This is a genomic window from Ralstonia sp. 110700041-2 (assembly GCF_056280165.1).
Genome location: NZ_JBSFAI010000018.1, coordinates 53,408 through 71,682 on the forward strand (window position 1 = coordinate 53,408; position 18,275 = coordinate 71,682).

Consider the following 18,275-nt stretch of genomic DNA (forward strand, 5'->3'; position numbering starts at 1 on the left):
AAGCCCGTTTGAGTTTGAATCAATCACGGAGTCTGTGATGTCTGAACCGACGCTGGCCCCCGAGGCCGGCAACGCAACTGAAAAGGCGCTGACGATTCGCGTGCACGACGGTGACAACGTCGCCATCGTCGTCAACGCACGCGGCCTGCCCGCTGGCACGGCACTCGCCGATGGCACGGTGCTAGTCGAAGGTGTGCCCCAAGGCCACAAGGTGGCGCTGGTCGACCTGGCCGAAGGCGACGCGATCATCCGCTACAACGAGGTGATCGGCTATGCCGTGAAGCCGCTGCCGCGCGGTAGCTGGGTCAACGAACATGCGGTCAAGCTGCCATCCGCGCCCGCGCTGGATGAATTGCCGCTGGCCACGCGCCCCGATCCAAAGCTGGCAAAGCTGGAGGGCTATACCTTCGAGGGCTATCGCAATGCAGATGGCACGGTCGGCACGAAGAACGTGCTCGGCATCATGACCAGCGTGCAGTGCGTGGCGGGCGTGACGGATTACGTCGTGGGCCGCATCAAACGCGAACTGCTGCCGCGCTTCCCGAATGTCGACGACGTGGTGGCGCTCAACCATGTGTACGGCTGCGGCGTCGCCATCAACGCGCCGGCCGCCATCGTGCCGATCCGCACGCTGCAGAACCTGGCGCTGAATCCGAACTTTGGCGGCGAGATCATGGTGATCGGCCTGGGCTGCGAAAAGCTCGTGCCCGAACGCCTTGTGCCGGAAAAGCTCGCACCGGGTGGGCGCATTCCGATCGAAGTGGCCGGCACCGCAGATTCGCCGGTGCTGCGTCTGCAGGACGAAGCCTTCGACGGCTTCATCGGCATGACCGACGCCATCATGGAGATGGCCGAGCGCCGCCTCGAACATCTGAACAAGCGCCAGCGCGAAACCTGCCCGGCCTCCGATCTCGTGGTCGGTGTGCAGTGCGGCGGCAGCGATGCGTTTTCGGGCGTGACAGCCAACCCGGCGGTCGGCTTTGCGGCGGACCTGATCGTGCGAGCCGGCGGCACCGTGATGTTTTCGGAAGTGACCGAGGTGCGTGACGCCATCCATCTGCTCACGCCGCGCGCCATCGATGAAGACGTCGGCCGCGCGCTGCTGCGCGAGATGGCCTGGTACGACGACTACCTGAGCGGCGGCCAGACTGACCGCAGCGCCAACCCGTCGCCGGGCAACAAGAAGGGTGGCCTGTCCAACGTGGTGGAAAAGGCGCTGGGTTCGATCGTCAAGTCGGGCAGCACGCCCATCGTCGACGTGCTTGGCCCGGGTGAGAAAGTGCGTCGCAAGGGCCTGATCTTTGCTGCGACGCCCGCCAGCGATTTCGTGTGCGGCACGTTGCAGCTGGCCTCCGGCATGAACCTGCAGGTGTTCACGACCGGCCGCGGCACGCCGTATGGCCTGGCCATGGCGCCGGTCATCAAAGTGTCGACGCGCAAGGCGCTGTCCGAGCGCTGGCATGACCTGATCGACCTCGACGCCGGCCGCATCGCCACGGGCGAAGCGAGCATTGCCGACATCGGCTGGGAGCTGTTCCACCTGATTCTTGACGTGGCGAGCGGCCGCAAACAAGTCTGCGCCGACAAGCTTGGCCTGCATAATTCGCTGGCCCTGTTCAACCCCGCCCCGGTGACCTGATATGACGACTGAATTGAACATTCAAAACGACCCGCTCGACGGCGTGACCACACGCTGCCACCGCGTGCTGCTCACGGGCGCCGGCGGCAATCTCGGCAAGGTGCTGCGCGAGCGGTTGCCCAAGTACGCCGATTTTTTGCGCCTGTCTGATATATCAAATCTTGGTGAAGCGCGCACCGGCGAAGAGATCGTGCCGTGCGACCTTGCCGACGCGAAAGCCGTCGATGCGCTCGTCGCTGGCACGGATGCGATCGTGCATCTGGGCGGCGTATCGGTCGAGCGGCCGTTTGAAGAAATCCTGCCGGCCAATATCGCAGGCACCTACAACCTGTACGAAGCGGCGCGCCGTCATGGCGTGCGGCGCATCGTGTTCGCCAGCTCGAACCACACCATCGGCTTCTACAAGCAGGGCGAGGTGATCGACAGCGCCGTGCCCACCAAGCCCGATGGCTACTACGGGCTGAGCAAGGTGTTTGGCGAACAGCTCGCCAGCTTCTATTTCGATCGCTATGGCATCGAGACGGTTGCCATCCGCATCGGCTCTTCGTTTGCCGAAGCGAAGGACCGCCGCATGCTCGTCACCTGGCTCGGGTACGACGACCTCGAACAGCTCATCCGCCGCGCGCTGTTCGTGCCGAACGTGGGCTTTACCGTGGTCTACGGCATGTCGAACAACCGCGACCGCTGGTGGGACAACCGCCACGCCGCGCACCTCGGCTACACACCTACGCAGACGAGCGAGATCTTCCGCGCGCAGGTCGAAGCGCAGCCGCCGCTGCCTGCCGATGATCCGGCTGCGCAGTATCAAGGCGGTGCATTTGTCAAAGCCGGCCCGTTCGGAGACTGACGCAATGCACCTGAACGTAGAGCCGGCAGTCGAGCGGATTGGCAACATGCAATGCGGTGTCGGCGAAAGCCCCGTCTGGCACGCGGGTGAGCAGGCGCTGTACTGGACGGACATTCCGGGACGCACGCTGTGGCGCTGGAACTTCTTCTCCGGCCAGACCAACAACTGGCCGCTGCCCGAGATGGCGGGCTGTATAGCCATGGCGCCCAACGGTTGGGCGATGGCGATGGAAACGGGCATCTTTCTCGCGCCACCGCCCAGCCCCGGCATCGAGCTTGGGCCCCTGCAGCGCCTCGCCACGGTGGCGCACGCGCGCCCTGACATGCGTTTCAACGACGGTCGCTGCGATCGCCAAGGCCGGTTTTGGGCCGGCACGATGGTGCTGGACACCTCGCTTGGCCTGCCGCTCGGCAAGCTGTATCGCCTGGATGCGGCGGCCGCTCGCACTGGGCGCGTTGATGCCGTCATCGACGACCTGATCGTCCCGAACGGCCTGGCCTTCAGCCCCGAGGGCAAGACGATGTATCTGTCGGATTCGCACGCAAGCCGCCAGACGGTCTGGGCCTTCGATTACGACATCGACACCGGCACGCCGCACAACCGCCGCGTTTTCATCGACATGAACGCGTACCCGGGGCGTCCGGATGGCGCTGCCGTGGACGCCGATGGTTGCTACTGGATCTGCGGCAACGATGCTGGGTTTGTGCATCGCTTCACGCCAGACGGCCGCCTTGATCGAAGCATCGCCATCCCTACGTCCAAACCGGCCATGTGTGCCTTCGGCGGCCCCGGGCTGGACACCCTGTTCGTGACGTCGATCCGCATCGGTGACGACCCGCTCTCGGGCGCCACGTTTGCCGTGCGCCCGGGCGTGACTGGATTGCCGGAACCCGTCCTGCACCTCTGAAACTGAGTACGCCCCGCACACAAGAAGAACCGGGGGCTTTAGGAGACAACACATGAAACCCATCAAAGGCTTGCGCTGGTGGATCATCGGCCTCGTACTCAGCGGCCTGATCATGAACTACCTGGCGCGTAATGCGCTGGCGGTGGCGGCGCCTGAAGTCAACAAGGTGCTGAACATCAGCACGCAGCAGTACGGCTACATCGTCGCGGCATTCCAGGCGGCCTACATGGTGATGCAGCCGGTGGCGGGCTATGTGCTCGACGTGCTGGGCACCAAGCTGGGTTTTGCGCTGTTTGCGGCGGCGTGGTCGGTGGTCTGCCTGCTGCACAGCACGGCCGGCAGCTGGCTGTCGCTGGCGGCGTTCCGCGCGATGCTGGGGATGACGGAGGCGGCGGGTTTCCCGTCGGCGCTGCGGGCAACGGCGGAGTGGTTCCCGGCCAAGGAGCGGTCGATTGCAACCGGCTGGTTCAACATCGGCTCGTCCGTGGGGGCGGTGGTGGCGCCTCCTCTGGTGGTCTGGTGCATTTTGCACGGCAACTGGCGCTTTGCCTTTGCCGTGATCGGCGGCATCGGGCTGGTGTGGAGCGTGCTGTGGTTCCTGCTGTATCGCGTGCCGGCCAAACACCATCGCCTGTCGGAGGAAGAGCGCAACTACATCCGCGCCGGCCAGGAAACGCCGGACGACGACGCCAACGTGCCCAAGCCTTCATGGGGCAAGATCGTCAGCGGCCGCCGCTTCTGGGGTATCGCCATTCCGCGCTTTCTGTCGGAGCCGGCGTGGCAGACGTTCAACTATTGGATTCCGCTCTATATGGCTACCGAGCGCCATATGAACCTGAAGGAGATCGCGCTCTTTGCGTGGCTGCCGTTCCTGGCGGCGGATGTGGGCTGCGTGCTGGGCGGCTACCTGGCGCCATGGTTCCAGAGGCGGTTCTCGGTGTCGCTTGTCACGTCGCGCAAGCTCGTGATGGTGACGGGCTGCCTGTGCATGATCGGCCCCGCCTGCATTGGACTGGCGACGAGTCCATACACGGCGATTGCGCTGTTCTGCGTGGGCGGTTTCGCGCACCAGACGCTCTCCGGCGCGCTATACACGCTCACGTCGGACATGTTCGGCAAGCATGAAGTCGGCACGGCCGTGGGGCTGGCGGGCATGTCGGGTTACATGGGCGGCATGCTGTTCTCCCTGGCGGTCGGTACGCTCGCAACCACCATCGGCTACAACCCGCTGTTCGTGGCGCTGGCCGTGTTCGACATCGTGGCCGCCATCCTCGTGTGGACGTTGCTCAACGACAAGCAGGCCCGCCCCGTGCCGATGCAGCCCGGCGGGACGGCGCCCAGTACTGCGGCCTGATTTCTGTTGCCGCAGACGCGCCGATCACGCCACTGCGTCGGACACGTTGCGCTGAAACGTGTTGCCAGAACGCCCGGCCGCGTGTTTTTCGGCCGGGCGATTCTCATGGCGGTGGCGCGCCCCGCTACAATCGCGGCCTGGCATTTGTAGATGGCGTTTGAAATGGTGCTTGGCTGGTTTGGCATTTCCACCGTGTGGCTGCTGCCGCTGGTGTGGCGGTATGTGACGCGCGCGCTGGCGGGTGAGCGGGACTTCCTCAAAGGTCGAGGCACCGTGCGGCTCTGGCTGGTGACGCTCGTCGCGCTGAGCGCCAGCGCCGCGCTTGAAGCCTTGACTTCTGGCGCCGACCCGCAGGACAAGGCCGGCGGTGCTGCCGGGCGCGCATTGTCGTCGCTGTTCTCTCACATGCTGGGCTGGACGGGCGCGTTTCTCCTGATGCTCGGCGTGCTGATCTGGGTCGCCCCCATGGTGTTCGGACGATCGTGGGGCCAGGTGTTCAACCGCCGTCGCGCCGCTGATCCCGAGGCGTCTTCCGAACCGGACACCCGCCACGACGAACCTGTTGACGATGGCTTGAGGCCGACTGCGCTCGGCCTGGGTGGGGCAGGGGAGGCACGCTGGAGCGGTAATGCCGGCCCCGCACAACCGACGGTGCGGCACCGTGGCATCGAAGCCGTGTCTGCCCGCCGCCAGCCAGCATGGCAGCCGCCGCCGCGCACGCGCCCGTCGCCGCCGCAACCTGGCGAAATCTGGCCGCTGCTCGACGCAAAGAAGGGCACGCCGGCAGAGGCGCCCGCAACCGCCAAGGCGCCGCCTGTAGCTCCGCCAACTCCGCCGCAGGCGCCTCCGGCGCGCCCAAAACCGCGCGCCACCATCGTCAGCAGCCCGTTCCATCAACCGCAACTTGGTCTGCAGACGCAGACGCAGACGCCCGCCCTGGCAGCCCCTGCGCCGCAGGTCGTGCCCGCAGCCGAGCCGGTTGTCCTTGTCGAGCCGACGGTGCCGGAGATGGTGGAGGCGAAAGCCGCCGTCGCAGAAAACCCGACTGTCGACCTGGATGCCGTACGCCAAGAGGCGGAAGCGCTCCTGGCCGAACTGCGCGGCCTGATGGCGCCCCCCGTAACGACGCCTGCCCCGGAGGTTGCCGAACCGATCGCGGAAGCCGAAGCCGCCCCGATTGCCGAAGCGCTGCCGGAGCCGGAAGCGCTGCCCGCAGCACCGTCCATCGAGCCGGCCGCGCAGCCGGAAGTCGCGCCTGTCATGCCTGCGCCTAAGCCGCGCATCGTCTTGCCGGCCGTGGTGGGGGAGGTGGTGTCGCGCGCCGCAGCACCGGCCGTCGCCGCAGCGCCTGCGCCCGCTCCAACTGCCACACCTGCAATACCACGCATCATCGACTACCGCCTGCCGGGTGCCGCATTGCTGACCGCCGCATCCCCGAGCGCGGAAGCCGTCTCCGCCGAGCACCTGGAAGAGACCAGCAACCTGATCGCGCAGCGTCTGGCGGAGTTCAAAGTGCCGGTGACGGTCGTTGGCGCATCGGCCGGCCCGGTCATCACGCGGTTCGAGGTTGACCCGGCGATTGGCGTGCGCGGCGCACAGGTGGTCGGGCTGATGAAAGACCTGGCGCGTGCGCTGGGCGTGACGTCCATCCGGGTCGTCGAGACCATCCCAGGCAAGACATGCATGGGGCTGGAGCTGCCCAACGCCCACCGCGAAATGATCCGCTTGTCGGAAGTCGTGAATGCGGCGGATTTCCAGTCGCACGCGTCGCACCTCGTGCTGGCTATGGGCAAAGACATCACCGGCAACCCCGTGGTGACCGATCTCGCACGCGCCCCGCACCTGCTGGTGGCCGGCACGACGGGCTCCGGCAAGTCGGTGGCCGTCAACGCGATGATCCTGTCGATGCTGTACAAGGCCACGCCCGACGACGTGCGCATGATCATGATCGACCCGAAGATGCTGGAACTCTCCGTGTACGAGGGCATTCCGCATCTGCTCGCGCCGGTCGTCACCGACATGAAGCAGGCCGCGCACGCGCTCAACTGGTGCGTGGGCGAAATGGAAAAGCGCTACCGCCTGATGTCGGCGCTGGGCGTGCGCAACCTGGCCGGCTACAACCAGAAGATCCGCGCGGCGGAACAGGCCGGCCGTAAGGTGCCGAATCCGTTCTCGCTCACGCCCGATGCGCCCGAGCCGCTCTCGACGCTGCCGCTGATCGTGGTCGTCATCGACGAACTGGCCGACCTGATGATGGTGGCTGGCAAGAAGATCGAAGAGCTGATCGCGCGCCTCGCGCAGAAGGCCCGTGCCGCCGGCATCCATCTGATTCTGGCGACGCAGCGGCCGTCGGTGGACGTCATCACCGGCCTGATCAAGGCGAACATTCCCACGCGCGTGGCGTTCCAGGTGTCATCCAAGATCGACTCGCGCACGATTCTCGACCAGATGGGCGCCGAATCGCTGCTGGGCCAGGGCGACATGCTGTTCCTGCCGCCGGGCACGGGTTATCCGCAACGCGTGCATGGCGCGTTCGTTGCCGACGAAGAAGTGCACCGCGTGGTCGAACACTGGAAGCAGTTTGGCGAGCCCGAATATGACGAAGCCATCCTCGCCGGTGATCCAGGTGAAGCTGCCGCGAGCGGCGATTTGTTCGGTGGCGAAAGTGGAGAGGCAGAAGCCGATCCGCTGTACGACGAGGCGGCGGCGTTCGTGCTCAACACGCGCCGCGCGTCGATTTCTTCCGTGCAGCGGCAACTGCGCATCGGCTACAACCGTGCTGCGCGGCTCATCGAACAGATGGAAGCGGCTGGGCTGGTGTCGCCGATGGGGCGGAATGGGCAGCGTGAGGTGCTGGCGCCAGGTAGTGGGGAGTGAGTCGCGCTTGCCGGCCACTCCTGGCGGGCACGGCGCGGCTCCTGCATTGCGTTTTCCCGGTGGCCTGAAAACGATGGGCGACTGAGGCTCACACAGAACCGCAGTCGCACCTCAATCTCCAGGGACAAACTCAGCGTTCGGCTGCGACCATCAACGATTGCAGCCACTGCCCAAGCTGCGCCTCGCCTTCCTCATCCAACTGCCCCGACAACACGCCATACCACCGAGCGACCGCCTCGGCCCGCATGTTTGCCTTGAGAATGGGCAGGCTGTTTTCCAGAAAACTCGGGAAAAACGGGATGCCGCGCATGTACAGGAAGTGCGAATCGGTGGTGCGAACGTGCGCGTAGACATCGCGCAGCCAATCCAGATACGGCAATGCCTCGGCCACGTGCCCGCTCTGCGTGAGCGACGAGATGAACTGCGTGCGAGCCGTGACGCTGGACATCTCGTGCGTCTGCTCGTTGATCTCGTCGAACTTCATCAACCATGCTTCGCCGCGCTTCAGTTCGCCTCGACGCGCATGAAGGTGGATGAGCCGTGCGCGTACTTCGTCAAGATCAAGCTCGAGGGCTACGCCAACTTCTAGCGCAATGCGTTCAATGAGCAGGACCGCCCACACTGGCGTGACCTCTCTCCAGGCCTGCAACGCCAGATGCATGCCGAGCGCGCCAACGCCGAGCAAAAGCTGAAGGCTCAGGGCTACACCATTGACACCAGCTACCGCGACCCGGACGAGACATCCGGTGATCAGCCCATCTCGCCGCCAGCCAAGACCGGCGCGAAATGATGGTCGAGCGCAGATGTTTGCAGGTCACGCGCGCGCGTTGAGGCGGTGTGCCTCATGCGCTTGCGTTTCCACTTCCTAAGTCAGTCAGCTCTCTCACATGAACCTGCAATACAAACTCGCCATAGCCCTCCTCACCACGCTATGGGGGAAGCCGCAGCAGTAACTAAGCGGTTGGCTGCAGCGGAGGCGCACTCAAGGCACCTTTAGCCCCCCGTCCGCTGCTTCTGCAATATCGCCAACTGCGTCGTCAGGTAATTGCTCGTATTCGTCATGCTGGCTACCATCTTCGATAGCGCATTGAACTGTGTGTAATACAGCGCCTGCTTGGCATCGAGCTGTTTCTGCATCAGATCGATTTCCTTGCCGAGCGAGGTGATGGAGTTGTTGATGGCGTCGCTGGCGTTCTGCACCATGCCGTTGTTCGACAGCAAGTTGCCTGACACGGTGTGCAGTTGCGCCGCGTAGCCACGCTGCACGGTGACGGTGCCGCGGTCGCCCAATGCACCGCCAGACACTTGCACCGTCAGGCCATCAACGGCCGAGCCGCTGGCGCCGTAGAGGTTCTGGCCCGAACCCGTGGCGGCCGCCCCGCTGATGGTGCCTTGTACATCGCGACCGGCCGTGGCCGTCGGGCTGCCGCCGAGCAGCGACGCGGCGCCGTTTCCTGACACCGACACCGTCGATGCCGAGCCGTATTGCTTGTCGGTCAGCGTCAGCACGCCATTGGCATCGGTGCCGATGGCGACTTCCACCTTGGCTCTCTGCAAGTCTGGCGACGCGTTGACCTGGCTTTGAATCTGCGCGGCCAGGCTCGACGCGGTATAGCTGCCGGCCGGCACCTTGATGTTGGTCGTGATGCCGCTGAGCGTGACCGACAGGCTGTCGTTCACGCCGCTCTGGATGGTCGTGTTGGCGGCCGCCGAGCCCTTGAGCGAGCCCTGCGTCGCCAGTTGAGTGACGTTGACGGCATAACTGCCGGCTTGCGTGGTCGTTGAAAACGACGCGACCTTCAGCAGCGAATCCGTTGCCATGCCGGTGCCGGCAAATACGGCCGCCACCTGGCTGGGCGATTTCTTCAGGGCCGCGGACAGCTTGGGGTCGTCAATCGACAGCGTCCCTTCCTTGTCCATCGTCACGCCGATGCTGCCGAGCGACTGGAACGCGCCGTTGCCGATGCCCTGGCCCAGCACGTCTGTCAGCTGGTTGATCATCGCCTTCGTGCTGACGTCGCCGGCCAGCGCGCCGTTGTTGGCGGCGTTCGCGGTATCGAATTTGGTCAGCGCGTTGAGCTGGATGCGCAGCGCGTTGTACGCCTTGACGAAGTTCAGCACCGACTGGCTGGCCTGGCCCGCGTCGCTGCCCACCGTCACGGTCGTGCTGCCGGTCTTGGCGAGCGTGAACGACGTGCCATCCACCACGTCCGTCAGTGTGTTGGTGGCGCTTTGCACGCTGATGCCGTTGACAGTGGCAAGCGCGTTGCGGCCTGTGGCGACCTCGGTCATGTTCTGCGTGCCGGCCGGGTCGTGGCTCAGCAGGGATTGCAGGGCCGGGTCGCCCGACACGGAAATCTTCATCTCCGAATTGGCGCCGCCCGCAGTGGACGTCAGCACCAGCCGATAAGGCGAACTGCTGCCGTCGTTGACGATGCTGGCCGAGACGCCAAGGTTGGCGCTATTGATGGCGTCGCGGATACCGGCGAGCGTGTTGTTCGATGGGTCGATCGTGATCGAGCTGCCGGCCTGGTTGCCGTTCTGCGTGAACGTGGCGCCCGTGTATTTGCCATTGGCAAAGCTGCCGCCCGAGACATTCCCAAAAGAAAAGGTGAGGGTGGTGGGCGTGCCGCCGCCAATGGGCGTCTTGCTGGACGCCTGCCCGGCGGCCGATACCACCTGCGCCTGCGCAAGCTGCGTCACGTTGATTTGGTACGAGCCAGCCGGCGCCGTATTGGACAGCGAAGCCGTGAGGATCGACGTGTCGTGCCCGCTGGCCTTGTTGCCGGTGAATGTGTCCGGGTTGTTCAGGGCCGCCATCGCGGTCTGGACGGTCGACAGCGCGCTTTTGAGCGAGCCGACTGCCGACAGTTGCGCCTGAAAGGCCTTTTGCTGCGTCTGCCGCAGCGTCATGCCCTTGCTTTCCGCCTGGATCAGCTTCGTGACAAGGGTGTTGACGTCGATGTTCGTCCCGATGCCCGGAATGGAGATCGGCGGAACGTAGTTGTTGCTCGTGGACGAGGTGGCCATGGTCGGACGCGCGCAAACGCTTTCTTCACAATCTCCACAATGTGACGGCGGCGAGGCGCCCTTCTTTAGGGCAAACCCAGCTCCGACAGGCTTTCTGCCCGGGTTTGCTCAGGAAAGCGAAAGGATTGCTGGCGCCACATGAAGCTTGCGCCCCACGCCGGCGGTCTCCACCTGGGCGGAGACCGCCGCGCGCCACGCTAGACCGTCTCGCCTTCCTTGCTCGGATCGACCTGCTTGCCGCGCGCCAGCACCGGCACCAACGCTGCGCCAGTATGGCTGGCCGCCACGCGCGTCAACGCCTCCGGCCCGCAAGCCGCGACGATCGTGCCGCCTTCATCGCCGCCTTCGGGGCCGAGATCGAGAATCCAGTCCGCCTCGGCAATCACATCAAGGTCGTGCTCGATCACGATCACGCTGTGGCCACCGTCCGCCAGGCGATGCAGCACGCGAATGAGCTTGGCCACGTCGGCCATGTGCAGGCCCACCGTCGGCTCGTCCAGCACGTAGAGCGTGTGGGGCGGCTTCTGGCCGCGGCGCGTCACGTCGTCGCGCACCTTGGACAACTCGGTGACAAGCTTGATGCGCTGCGCCTCGCCGCCGGACAGCGTGGGCGAGGGCTGGCCCAGCGTCAGGTAGCCGAGGCCCACGTCCTTCATCAACTGCAGCGGGTGGGCGATGCTGTTCATCGCACCAAAGAATTCGACCGCTTCGTCGATCTCCATGGTCAGCACATCGCCGATGTTCTTGCCGCGCCAGGTGACGGCCAGCGTTTCTGCATTGAAGCGCTGGCCGTGGCAGACGTCGCAGCCGACCTTCACGTCGGGCAGGAAGCTCATGGCGATGGTGCGCACGCCCTGGCCTTCACAGGCAGGGCAGCGGCCGTCGCCGGTGTTGAACGAGAAGCGCGAGGCGGTGTAGCCGCGTGCCCGCGCCTCGAGTGTGTCGGCAAAGAGCTTGCGGATGGTGTCCCACACGCCGATGTACGTGGCGGGGCAGGAGCGCGGCGTCTTGCCGATCGGCGTCTGGTCGACTTCCAGCACGCGGTCGATGGTTTCCCAGCCGATGACGCTGTCGCAGCCGTGCCAGTCGTGTTTGACGTCGAGCTTGCGCGGCATCTTCGCCTCTGGCGCCTCTGCCTGCGCGGCTTTGCGTGCGCGCCGCGTAGCCGGCGAAGACAGCACCGAACGGCCGACCGCATCGAGCAGGTTCGTCATCAACACATCACGCGCCAGCGTCGATTTGCCCGAGCCCGAAACGCCCGTAATCGCCACCAGACGCGACAGCGGCATCGTCGCGGTGACGTTGCGCAGGTTGTGCAGCTTGGCGCCGTGCACCGTCAGCCATTGCTCCGGCACCGCCTGCGTGCCGCCGCGCGGCGCAACCACCTGGCGGCGGGGCTGCAGCGGATGCTCGATCGGCTGCGACAGGAACCGGCCCGTGAGCGAATCCGGCTGCGCGGCCAGATCCTGCACGCCGCCTTGCGCAACCAGCGTGCCGCCGCGCTTGCCGGCACCCGGGCCGATGTCGATGATGTGGTCGGCCCGGCGGATGGTGTCTTCATCATGCTCGACCACCACCAGCGTGTTGCCCTTGTCGCCCAGCTTGCGCAGCGCGTCGAGCAGGATCTGGTTGTCGCGCGGATGCAGGCCGATGGTCGGCTCATCCAGCACGTAGCACACGCCTTGCAGGTTGCTGCCGAGTTGCGCAGCCAGGCGGATACGCTGGGCTTCACCGCCCGACAGGCTTGGCGCGGCGCGATCCAGGCTCAGGTAGCCCAGGCCGACTTCCTCCAGGAACGACAGGCGGCTGTGAATCTCGGCCACCACATCGCGGGCGATGTCGGCGTCCCGGCCGGTCAGGTCCAGGCCCTCGACCCAGCGGCGGGTCTGGCTGACCGTCCACTGCGCAATGTCGACGATGGGCCTGTCGGCAAAGGTGACGGCGCGCGCCGTCGGGTTCAGGCGCGTGCCGTTGCAATCCGGGCAGGGCAGGTCGGTCATGCCTTCGGGATCGACTTCCTCTGAAGGAAGCGTCTGCTCGCGGCCGCGATCGTCTCCGCTGAGCACGGTGTCGTCAAACGCGGCGCGCTGTTCGCGCGTGAGCGCCAGCCCGGTACCGACGCAGCTCGCGCACCAGCCGTGCTTGCTGTTGTACGAGAACATGCGCGGATCCAGCTCGGGGTAGCTGGTGCCGCAGGTCGAGCACGCGCGCTTGGTCGAAAAGACCTTGACGCTGCCCACGTGCGCCGTGCCGCCCTTGTGCATGGCGCTCTGCAGGCCATCCAGCGGCGCGAGCACGTGCATGATGCCCTTGCCGTACTCCAGCGCCTGCTCCAGCAACGCACGCAGCGCGGCCTCGTTTTCCGGCGAGACAACGATGTCGCCGACGGGCAGTTCCAGCGTGTGCTCGCGGAAGCGGTCCAGGCGCGGCCACGGGTCGACGCTCAGGAATTCGCCATCGACGCGCAGATGCGTATAGCCGCGGGCCTTGGCCCATTTGGCAAGGTCGGTATAGACGCCCTTGCGGTTCAGGACCAGCGGCGCAAGCAGGCCGATGTGCTGGCCGCGATGATCGCGTATGAGCTGCGCAAAGATCGCCTCCGGGCTTTGCGCCGACACCGGCGTGCCGTCGTGGATGCAGTGCTGCACGCCGAGCTTCACATACAGCAGTCGCAGGAAGTGCCACACCTCGGACGTGGTCGCCACCGTGCTCTTGCGGCCGCCGCGCGACAGGCGCTGCTCAATCGCCACGGTGGGCGGAATGCCATAGACGGCATCGACTTCCGGCCGCCCCGCGGGCTGCACGATGGAACGTGCATACGCGTTGAGCGATTCAAGATAGCGTCGCTGCCCCTCGTGGAAGAGGATGTCGAACGCCAGCGTCGACTTGCCCGAACCCGATACGCCCGTCACCACGTTGAACTTGCCGTGCGGAATGTCGACGTTCAGGCCCTTGAGGTTGTGCTCGTGGGCGTGGACGATGCGCACGACGTTTTCGCCCTGGACTTCCGCCAGCGCAGCGCGCTTGGCGCGGCGCTCGGCCAGTGCCGTCTGCAGCGGCACGCCTTCGATGGCTTCCGGCTGACCAACGCTGGCTTCGTATTGCTTGAGCGCGGCGCCCGTGTGCGATGCAGCGCAGTCTTTGACCTGCGCAGGCGTGCCGGCGCAGACCAGCAGGCCGCCGGCGTCGCCGCCCTCGGGGCCGAGGTCGATGATCCAATCCGCCGCACGCACCACGTCGAGGTTGTGTTCGATCACGATCAGCGAATGCCCGGCGTCGAGCAGCTTGCCGAACGCCCGCATCAGCTTGGCGATGTCGTCAAAGTGCAGGCCCGTGGTGGGCTCGTCGAACATGAACAGGCGGCCGGCGTTGGCGGGCACGTCCTGCTTGACGCGCTTGCGCGCCGCGGCCTGGGCGGCCTGCGCGGCTTCGGCCAGGAAGCCCGCCAGCTTCAGGCGTTGGGCCTCGCCGCCGGAGAGCGTCGGCACCGGTTGGCCAAGCTTCACGTATTCCAGGCCCACGTCGACGATCGGTTGCAGCACGCGCAGCACGTCGGCGTCTTCGGCGAACACGCTGGCGGCTTCGCTCACCGTCAGTTCCAGCACATCGGCCACGGACAATGCGCGGCCGGCACGCGGCAGCTTCACTTCCAGGATTTCGGCGCGATAGCGCGTGCCGTCGCAATCCGGGCAGCGCAGGTAGATGTCGGAGAGGAACTGCATCTCGACGTGCTCGAAGCCCGAGCCGCCGCAGGTCGGGCAACGGCCGTCGCCCGAGTTGAAGCTGAACGTGCCGGCCGTGTAGCCGCGCTGCAGCGCCATCGGCGCCTTGGCAAACAGCTTGCGGATTTCATCAAACGCGCCAACGTAGCTGGCCGGGTTCGAACGCGCGGTCTTGCCGATCGGGGATTGGTCAACGAACACCACGTCGCTGATCTGATCGGCACCGCGCAAGGCGCGGAATGCGCCGGGCGATTCCGTTGCCTTGCCGAAATGCCGCGCCAGCGCCGGGTGCAGCACGTCCTGGATCAACGTCGATTTGCCCGAGCCGGACACGCCGGTCACGCACACCAGGCGCTGCAGCGGAACTTCCACCGTGACATCGCGCAGGTTGTGTTCCGACGCGCCTTCGAGCACCAGCCGCGGCGTGGCGTCGGTGACGGGGCGCGCCTGCCAATCCGTGGCGTCGGCCACGCGGCGCTGCCCCGACAGATACGCGCCCGTGAGCGTATCGGCCTGACGGATGGCCGCAGGCGTGCCGTCAAAGACGATGTTGCCCCCACGCTCGCCGGGGCCGGGCCCCATGTCGATCAGGCGGTCCGCAGCCAGCATTACGGACGGATCGTGCTCGACCACCACCAGCGTGTTGCCCGCGTCGCGCAGGCGCTGCATGGCTTCGACAATGCGATCCAGATCGCGCGGGTGCAGGCCGATGCTGGGTTCATCCAGCACGAACAGCGTGTTGACGAGCGATGTGCCCAGCGCCGTCGTCAGGTTGATCCGCTGCACTTCCCCGCCCGACAGCGTGCGGCTCTGGCGATCGAGCGTCAGGTAGCCGATGCCCACGTCGCACAGATACGCCAGCCGTGTGCGCACCTCGTCCAGCAGCAGCTTGAGCGCGTCGTCGAGCAGTGTGGACGGCAGCGTCAGTTCATCGAAGAAACGGCGGATGCGCTCGATCGGCAGCAGCATCAGGTCGTGCACGGTCAGCCCGGGCAAGGCTTCGAGCTGGGTGCGGCTCCAGGCCACGCCGCGCGGCATGAAGCGGTGTTCGGGTGCGAGCACGGCGTCGGCGTTTTCCTTGGTGCCCAGGCGCCACTGCATCGACTCGGTTTTCAGTCGTGCACCGCCGCAGGTTTCGCAGGTCGTGTAGCTGCGGTACTTGGAGAGCAGCACGCGGATGTGCATCTTGTAGGCCTTCGACTCCAGGTAGTCGAAGAAGCGGCGCACGCCGTACCACTGCTTGTTCCAGCCGCCGCGTTTGAAGGCCGGGTCTCCATTGATGACCCAGTTGCGCTGGGCTTCGGTCATCTCTGTCCACGGCGTGCCGCGCGGGATGTCGGCTGCGGCGGCATAGCGCATCAGATCGTCCTGGCATTCCTTCCAGGCCGGCGTCTGCATCGGCTTGATGGCACCGTCGCGCAGCGTCTTGCGCTCGTCCGGAATCACCAGTCCAAGATCGACGCCGATCACGCGGCCGAAACCACGGCAGGTATCGCACGCGCCATAAGCGGAATTGAACGAGAAGAGAGCGGGTTGCGGGTCTGCGTAGCGCAGGTCGCTTTCGGGGCAGTGCAGGCCGGTGGAAAAGCGCCAGATGGTCGGCTCCGCACCTTCATCGGCCGGCAAGACATACACGCTGACGCGCCCGCCGCCGCGCTTGAGCGACGACTCAATGGCCTCCAGCGCGCGGGCACGCTCGGTGCCCTGCAGACGGAAGCGGTCGGCCACCACATCGAGCAGCTTGCGCTTGCCCGTGGAGGACTCCACCACGCGCTCGGCCTGCACGCGCGTATAGCCGCTGACCGACAGCCATTGCGTGACTTCTTCAGGGCTCGTATTGGCGGGCAGTTCGACGGGAAAGGTCACCACCAGGCGTGGATCGCCATCGCGCGTGCGCGAGAGCAGCTCGTCGTAGATCGTTTCCGGCGTGTCGTGGCGCACCGGCAGCGCGGTGTCGCGGTCGAACAGCTGGGCGGCGCGCGCAAACAGCAGCTTCAGGTGATCGTTCAGTTCCGTCATCGTGCCGACCGTCGAGCGCGAGCTGCGCACGGGGTTGGTCTGGTCGATGGCGATGGCGGGCGGCACGCCTTCGACGTGCTCGACCTGCGGCCGGTCCATGCGGTCGAGGAACTGACGCGCATAGGCGCTGAAGGTCTCGACGTAGCGGCGCTGGCCTTCGGCGTAGAGCGTGTCGAAAACGAGGCTGGACTTGCCGGAGCCCGACGGGCCGGTCACGACGGTCATTTCGCCCGTACGGAGGTCCAGATCGAGGTTTTTGAGATTGTGCTGACGGGCTCCGCGCAGGCGAATGACACCGGAGGACATGGAGGGCGTTCCTTGGAGCTTGGAGGTAAGGGGGCATGCCGGCGGGGCTAAAGCATCGGCCGCTGCGCCGGCAATCAGAATTCGAGCCGTAAACTGTAGCGGATTATCAAGATCCGGTTTGTCTACGGAACAAGTCGTGGGCGGGAGCCTAACGCAAGGCTCCTGACAGCGTTTTGTCAGGAGGTTTCAGCGGAGGGGGAAAAAGAGTGGGGTGATGCTTGTATCACCCCTGCGGCAGGGCGATCAGCCCGCCTCGCGCCCATAAGAAGCCTGGTTGGCGGGCAGGTCGAAGCCCGTGGGGCCGGGCTTGCGCGGGACAAAACGGTGGTGCTCGACCACGCCGCCCTTGACGATCACGACGGTCTCTTCGGGAATCTCGGCCCATGCGCCGGGCAGGTCGACAAGCGGTTCGGACAGCACAAGGAAGGCGTCGTCGCCGGCGTCTTCAATCGCGGCGCTGTCAGGATAGAGCTGGTGCAGATGCCTGAACGACGTGCTATGGAACAGCGAGCGCGATTCGCCCTCGCTGGAGTAGCGCGCAGCCACGATCTGAACGCCGTCCGTCGCGCAGACCGTCATGTTTAGCGGGTATTCGACGCCGTGGCGGCGGCCGATGTCTTCGATCAGCCCGACCATCTGTTCGAGCGCGCCGCGCGGGTCGCGGTCGAGCCCGAACGACAGCGCCAGGAAAAACATGATCTCGGAATCGGTCGAGCCTTCGATCCAGCGGAACAGCTCCGGCGCCACTTCCATCATCAGCGCGCGGCGGAGCAATGGGTATTCGCGGATCAACCCGTTGTGCGCAAAAAGCCACCGGCCGTAGCGGAACGGATGGCAGTTGGTCTCTTGCGCCGGGGTGTCGGTGGCCGCTCGCACGTGGGCGATGAACATCGACGAGCGGATGGCGCGGGCGGCTTCACGCAGGTTGGTGTCGTTCCACGCGGGATGCAGGCAGCGGTATCGAAAGGGCACTTCAGAGTAACGGCCGTACCACCCGATGCCGAAACCGTCGCCGTTGGTGGTCGTCTCGCCGCCAAGGCGGGAGCGCAGACTCTGGTCGATCAACGAGTGCCGCGGCCGGAACAGCACTGTCTCCATCTGAATGGGATTGCCTGAATACGCCAGCCAGCGACACATGATGCGTTTGCCTATAAGGGATTCCTTGAAAGGTGAGTCTATGCAATGCGTTTGTGAATGCACAAGCAAATCCCAACCCTCATCCGGCCATGGTCCGGGCGGCTTCGCGGCCTTGAGGGTCACGTCCGTCACCTGTTTTTGGGCCGGCTTCACGCACGATAGACAGCTCGCGAATCCGCACGTGCACGGCGCAGCGGGCCCCTGCACGGGCTGTGCGGACTTGCCGGGCGAGCGTCCAGCGCGCGTCTCAGAAGTGCTCGGTTCGGGCCCGGACCCGTAAGTTCAGCACGGCAACACTGTCGTCAAAACGCATCACCATGGCCAGCGGTGCGGGGTCGGTCAGCGGTTTGAGAGCCTCATCCAGCCGGCGGATCGGATTGCGCGTGTCGTTGCGCACGGAATGGCAGCCGAGTGCCTCCGAACACACCCGCGAGGGC

Annotated in this window: 11 protein-coding genes; 6 read left to right on the forward strand and 5 right to left on the reverse strand. The window is 65.7% G+C overall.

Annotated elements, in window-relative coordinates:
• Positions 1-37 precede the first annotated feature (37 nt).
• The 5 genes from garD (at position 38) to ACUXH0_RS23060 (ending at position 7,624) form a co-directional block, all read left to right on the forward strand.
• Positions 38-1,639, forward strand: coding sequence for a galactarate dehydratase (garD, locus tag ACUXH0_RS23040; RefSeq protein ID WP_012430432.1), 1,602 nt, complete (start codon positions 38-40; stop codon positions 1,637-1,639).
• Position 1,640: 1 nt separating this feature from the next.
• Positions 1,641-2,486: an NAD-dependent epimerase/dehydratase family protein gene (locus tag ACUXH0_RS23045; RefSeq protein WP_012430431.1), complete on the forward strand. Its 846-nt coding sequence runs from the start codon at positions 1,641-1,643 to the stop codon at positions 2,484-2,486.
• Positions 2,487-2,490: 4 nt separating this feature from the next.
• Positions 2,491-3,393: an SMP-30/gluconolactonase/LRE family protein gene (locus ACUXH0_RS23050; protein WP_012430430.1), complete on the forward strand. Its 903-nt coding sequence runs from the start codon at positions 2,491-2,493 to the stop codon at positions 3,391-3,393.
• A gap of 52 nt (positions 3,394-3,445) precedes the next feature.
• On the forward strand, positions 3,446-4,747 hold the full coding sequence (locus tag ACUXH0_RS23055) for an MFS transporter (protein ID WP_004633984.1): 1,302 nt from the start codon (positions 3,446-3,448) through the stop codon (positions 4,745-4,747).
• 150 nt (positions 4,748-4,897) lie between these two features.
• Complete coding sequence (locus tag ACUXH0_RS23060) at positions 4,898-7,624, forward strand: FtsK/SpoIIIE family DNA translocase (RefSeq protein ID WP_012430429.1); 2,727 nt, start codon at positions 4,898-4,900, stop codon at positions 7,622-7,624.
• Positions 7,625-7,754: 130 nt separating this feature from the next.
• On the opposite strand, the gene ACUXH0_RS23065 is transcribed toward ACUXH0_RS23060, so the two are convergent.
• The gene (locus ACUXH0_RS23065; protein WP_182594690.1) at positions 7,755-8,285 is read right to left on the reverse strand and encodes a hypothetical protein; all 531 of its coding nucleotides are present in this window, start codon (positions 8,283-8,285) and stop codon (positions 7,755-7,757) included.
• On the opposite strand from ACUXH0_RS23065, the gene ACUXH0_RS23070 reads away from it, so the two are divergent.
• Positions 8,280-8,414 (forward strand): hypothetical protein, encoded by a 135-nt coding sequence (locus ACUXH0_RS23070; protein ID WP_015855746.1) that lies wholly within the window; start codon positions 8,280-8,282, stop codon positions 8,412-8,414. The two genes, ACUXH0_RS23065 and ACUXH0_RS23070, sit on opposite strands and share 6 nt — an antisense overlap.
• Positions 8,415-8,617: 203 nt before the next feature.
• Here ACUXH0_RS23070 and fliD read toward each other — a convergent pair whose 3' ends face one another.
• The 4 genes from fliD to ACUXH0_RS23090 form a co-directional block, all read right to left on the reverse strand.
• A complete protein-coding gene (fliD, locus tag ACUXH0_RS23075; protein ID WP_182594689.1) occupies positions 8,618-10,654 on the reverse strand; it encodes a flagellar filament capping protein FliD in 2,037 nt (678 codons plus the stop codon).
• Positions 10,655-10,851: 197 nt separating this feature from the next.
• Positions 10,852-16,701: an excinuclease ABC subunit UvrA gene (gene uvrA / locus ACUXH0_RS23080; RefSeq protein WP_182594688.1), complete on the reverse strand. Its 5,850-nt coding sequence runs from the start codon at positions 16,699-16,701 to the stop codon at positions 10,852-10,854.
• 243 nt (positions 16,702-16,944) lie between these two features.
• Entirely contained in the window at positions 16,945-17,838 is an 894-nt protein-coding gene (locus tag ACUXH0_RS23085; protein WP_004633991.1) for a class II glutamine amidotransferase, read from the reverse strand.
• Between the two features lie 247 nt (positions 17,839-18,085).
• A complete protein-coding gene (locus tag ACUXH0_RS23090; protein WP_157039910.1) occupies positions 18,086-18,235 on the reverse strand; it encodes a hypothetical protein in 150 nt (49 codons plus the stop codon).
• Between the last annotated feature and the right edge of the window lie 40 nt (positions 18,236-18,275).

Excerpts from the sequence above, each read along its gene's own strand:
- garD (WP_012430432.1), top strand. The coding sequence starts at position 38 with ATGTCTGAACCGACGCTGGCCCCCGAGGCCGGCAACGCAACTGAAAAG.
- ACUXH0_RS23045 (WP_012430431.1), top strand. The coding sequence starts at position 1,641 with ATGACGACTGAATTGAACATTCAAAACGACCCGCTCGACGGCGTGACC.
- ACUXH0_RS23050 (WP_012430430.1), top strand. The coding sequence starts at position 2,491 with ATGCACCTGAACGTAGAGCCGGCAGTCGAGCGGATTGGCAACATGCAA.
- ACUXH0_RS23055 (WP_004633984.1), top strand. The coding sequence starts at position 3,446 with ATGAAACCCATCAAAGGCTTGCGCTGGTGGATCATCGGCCTCGTACTC.
- ACUXH0_RS23060 (WP_012430429.1), top strand. The coding sequence starts at position 4,898 with ATGGCGTTTGAAATGGTGCTTGGCTGGTTTGGCATTTCCACCGTGTGG.
- ACUXH0_RS23070 (WP_015855746.1), top strand. The coding sequence starts at position 8,280 with ATGCATGCCGAGCGCGCCAACGCCGAGCAAAAGCTGAAGGCTCAGGGC.
- ACUXH0_RS23065 (WP_182594690.1), bottom strand. The coding sequence starts at position 8,285 with ATGCATCTGGCGTTGCAGGCCTGGAGAGAGGTCACGCCAGTGTGGGCG.
- fliD (WP_182594689.1), bottom strand. The coding sequence starts at position 10,654 with ATGGCCACCTCGTCCACGAGCAACAACTACGTTCCGCCGATCTCCATT.
- uvrA (WP_182594688.1), bottom strand. The coding sequence starts at position 16,701 with ATGTCCTCCGGTGTCATTCGCCTGCGCGGAGCCCGTCAGCACAATCTC.
- ACUXH0_RS23085 (WP_004633991.1), bottom strand. The coding sequence starts at position 17,838 with ATGTGTCGCTGGCTGGCGTATTCAGGCAATCCCATTCAGATGGAGACA.